The sequence below is a fragment of the Mesorhizobium sp. M7A.F.Ca.CA.001.08.2.1 genome (genome assembly GCF_003998455.1).
Lineage (GTDB): Bacteria > Pseudomonadota > Alphaproteobacteria > Rhizobiales > Rhizobiaceae > Mesorhizobium > Mesorhizobium ciceri.
Window position 1 is genome coordinate 1 of record NZ_RZPW01000630.1, and the last position, 3,769, is coordinate 3,769.

4 protein-coding genes are annotated in these 3,769 nt (G+C 63.6%); 2 read left to right on the forward strand and 2 right to left on the reverse strand.

Features of this window, described 5'->3' with window-relative positions; genetic code table 11:
- Positions 1 to 77: 77 nt before the first annotated feature.
- Together mmsB and EN914_RS27840 are read right to left on the reverse strand one after the other, a co-directional pair.
- A complete protein-coding gene (gene mmsB, locus EN914_RS27835; RefSeq protein WP_024501288.1) occupies positions 78 to 962 on the reverse strand; it encodes a 3-hydroxyisobutyrate dehydrogenase in 885 nt (294 codons plus the stop codon).
- 25 nt (positions 963 to 987) lie between these two features.
- A complete protein-coding gene (locus EN914_RS27840) occupies positions 988 to 2,154 on the reverse strand; it encodes an isobutyryl-CoA dehydrogenase (RefSeq protein ID WP_013531207.1) in 1,167 nt (388 codons plus the stop codon).
- 144 nt (positions 2,155 to 2,298) lie between these two features.
- Between EN914_RS27840 and EN914_RS27845 the strand changes: the two genes are divergently transcribed.
- The gene (locus tag EN914_RS27845; protein WP_024501287.1) at positions 2,299 to 2,913 is read left to right on the forward strand and encodes a dimethylsulfonioproprionate lyase family protein; all 615 of its coding nucleotides are present in this window, start codon (positions 2,299 to 2,301) and stop codon (positions 2,911 to 2,913) included.
- The coding region (locus EN914_RS27850) for a cobyric acid synthase (RefSeq protein ID WP_127389392.1) at positions 2,913 to 3,769 on the forward strand (857 nt) is incomplete at its 3' end. The genes EN914_RS27845 and EN914_RS27850, both read left to right, overlap by 1 nt.

Genomic DNA, 3,769 nt, shown 5'->3' on the forward strand with positions numbered 1-3,769 from the left:
GTTATCGAGAGCTTAAGCAAATCTAAATTTTCATTTTTCCACCGAAGGAAACCGGAAAAATCCGCCAAATCCGCGGGTTACGCCGGGCTACCCCTGAGAAAATTAATTATGCCGGAGAAATCGACGCCGCCATGTCCCTGGGCGTTGAACAAGGCATAAAGCTGAGCCGCTTCGGCACCAAGCGGCGTTACAGCACCCGCACCTTGCGCGGCTTCCTGGGACAATTTCAGGTCTTTCAGCATCAAGGCGGCTGCAAATCCTGGGTTGTAGTCCCTGTTTGCGGGCGAAGTCGGCACCGGGCCGGGCACCGGGCAGTAGGTGGTCAAGGACCAGCATTGGCCCGACGAGGTCGAGGCGACGTCGAACAGCGCCTGATGCGACAGGCCGAGCTTTTCGGCCAGAACGAAGGCTTCGGCGACACCGATCATCGAAATGCCGAGGATCATGTTGTTGCAGATCTTTGCTGCCTGGCCGGCGCCGTCGCCGCCGCAATGGACGATGCGGCCGGCCATCGGCTTCAGGATCGGCTCGGCGGCAGCGAAGGCATCATCGGAGCCTCCCGCCATGAAGGTCAGCGTGCCGGCTGCGGCACCCCCGGTGCCGCCCGAGACCGGTGCATCGATCGACGACAGCCCGTGCTTCCTGGCGACGGCGTGGGCTTTGCGGGCTGACTCGACGTCGATGGTCGAGGAATCGATAAAGAGTGCGCCTTGCTTGGCCTTGGGCGCGATGTCTTCGTAGACGGAGAGGACATGCTTGCCTGCAGGCAGCATGGTGATCACCACGTCGGCATCCTTCACCGCGGCCAAGGCATTCGCCATAATCGTCACGCCATGTTCTTTGGCGACGGTGAGGTTTTCCGGAACGAGGTCGAAACCGTTCACCGCATGCCCGGCCTTGACCAGATTGGCGGCCATTGGATTGCCCATATTGCCGAGGCCGATGAAGGCGATCGTCGTCATTGTCTGTCTCCCAGAGTTGCTGGCTTCAACGGCCAATCAGCGCGCGAGCGATGATGACGCGCATGATCTCGTTGGTGCCTTCGAGGATCTGGTGCACGCGCAGGTCCCGCACCAGTTTCTCGATGCCGTAGTCGTGCAGGTAGCCGTAGCCGCCGAGCAGCTGCAGTGCGTCATTGGCGACATTGAAGCCGGTGTCGGTGACGAAGCGCTTGGCCATCGCCGACCATTTGCCAGCATCCGGCGCCTTGCGGTCGAGCTTCGAGGCGGCGGCATAAAGGAAGATACGCGCCGCCTGCAGCTCGGTCTCCATGTCGGCCAGCCTGAATTGCAGCGCCTGGAATTGATTGATCTTCGAGCCGAAAGCCTTGCGCTCGGCGGTGTAGGACAGCGCCTTGTCGAGCGCCGACTGCGCGCCGCCCAGCGAACAGGCGGCGATGTTCAGCCGGCCGCCGTCGAGCCCGGCCATGGCGATGCCGAAGCCAGCGCCTTCGTCGGACAGAAGGTTCTCCGCCGGCACCTTGCAATCCTCGAAGATGACCTGGCGGGTCGACTGCATGTGCCAGCCCATCTTGTGCTCGTTTGCCCCAAAGGAGAGGCCCGGCGCATCTCTGGGCACGACGATGGTGGAAATGCCTTTCGGCCCGTCCGCGCCGGTGCGCACCATGACGGCATAGACATCGCTGTCGCCGGCGCCGGAGATGAACTGTTTGGTGCCGTTGAGCACATAGTCGCCGCCGCTTTTCACCGCACGGGTCTTGAGCGCCGCGGCATCGGAGCCGGAGCCTGGCTCGGTCAGGCAGTAGCTGGCCAGCCATTCCATCGAAGTGAGCTTCGGCAGGAAGCGCTGGCGCTGTTCGTCATTGCCGAAACGGTCGATCATCGAGGCCACCATGTTGTGGATCGAGATGAAGGACGAAAAGGCCGGATCGGCGTGCGACAGCGCCTCAAAGATCAGCACGGCGTCGAGCCGGCCAAGTGCCGAGCCACCGACATCGTCCCTGATATAGATGCCGCCGAGCCCGAGCGGGCCGGTCTCGCGGATCACGTCGGCCGGGAAATGCTTGTTGCGGTCCCAATCGAGCGCATTCGGTGCGACACGGTCGGCGGCGAAGGCCTGCGCCATCTCCTGGATGGCGCGCTGCTCCTCGTTGAGTTCGAATTGGCTGGTGCTCGCATCGACCGCGGCGTCCATGGCGTGCTCCCTGTGTGCTGGCCAGCTAGCTCGCTGGCCTGTTGTTTTTGGCTTTGCGCGCGCACCAATCTAGACCAATGATGCCGCCGCGCAACCCGATCCCCTGCGGAGCGGCTGTGCATCAATGCATGTCCGGAGCAAGATGTGACGACAAAATTGGATGAACTGCTGGGCCGGTTCCACGCATACCTTGCGACTGTGGATCACGTCCTGATGCGCGATGCCGTGGCCCGGATCGGCTGGGACATGCCGGCTCGCACGCTGGAGCCGCGTCCGCTTGCCTGCCTGCGCCATCTCGATCGCGCCGCCGAACTGGCGCCTCCGGATGCCAAGCCGCTGGTGCAACTGCTTGCCGAACGTCGCAATGATTTCCGCTGGGGGCAGACTTATGGCGAGGCGGACTTCGGGAAAGAGTTCATCGAGAATTACGGCTGGCTGGAAGTGTTCGGCACACGTGGCCACTTTGCCAATGACGCGGCCGCCGCCGGCCTGCTGATTCTTGGACCAGATATCGTCTATCCCGACCACCATCACGTCGCCGAGGAAATCTACATTCCGCTGACCGGCGGCACCGAATGGCGCATGGGCGAGAGCGGCTTTTGCATGCGTACGGCCGGCGAGGTCGTCCATCACGCGTCCAACGTCAATCACGCCATGCGCACCGGCAAGGAGCCATTGCTGGCGCTGTACATCTGGCGCGGCGGGCCGCTGGCGCAGAAATCCGACATCACCGGAACCGTGGCGCAGGGCAGGGACTGATGGCCAAAGCGATCATGCTGCAAGGCACGGGTTCCGACGTCGGCAAGACGGTGCTGGTCGCCGGCCTCTGCCGCGCGGCAAAAAAGCGTGGGCTGAAGGTGCGGCCATTCAAGCCGCAGAACATGTCGAACAATGCCGCCGTCGCCGAAATTCCAGGTGACAACAATGCCGGCGGCGGTGAGATCGGCCGCGCGCAATGGCTGCAGGCGATCGCTTGCGGTGTCGCGCCATCGGTCCACATGAACCCGGTGCTGCTGAAGCCGCAGACCGATGTCGGCGCGCAGGTCATCGTGCAGGGCAAAATGTTCGGGGAAGCGCGGGCGCGCGACTACCAGGCGATGAAGGGCCGGCTGATGGACGCCGTTCTGGACTCCTGGGGCAAGGTCGGCGAGGGCGCCGATCTTGTCATCGTCGAGGGCGCCGGCTCGCCGGCCGAGATCAACCTGCGCAGCCGCGACATCGCCAATATGGGCTTTGCCACGCGCGCCGATGTGCCCGTGGTGCTGGTCGGCGACATCGATCGCGGCGGCGTCATCGCTTCGGTGGCCGGCACGCATCTGATCCTCCCGGAAGAGGACCGGCGCATGATCGCCGGCTACCTCATCAACAAGTTCCGCGGCGACGTTTCGCTGTTTGACGACGGCCTGAAGTCGATCGGGACATTCACGGGCTGGCGCTGTTTCGGTGTCGTTCCGTGGCTGAAGGCGGCGGCACGCTTGCCTTCGGAAGATTCGGTGGTGCTGGAGCGGCTGGCGTCCGGCGAAGCGCGCGCGCTGAAGGTGGCGGTGCCGATGCTTGGCCGCATCGCCAATTTCGACGATCTCGACCCGCTCAAGGCTGAGCCGCAGGTCGAGGT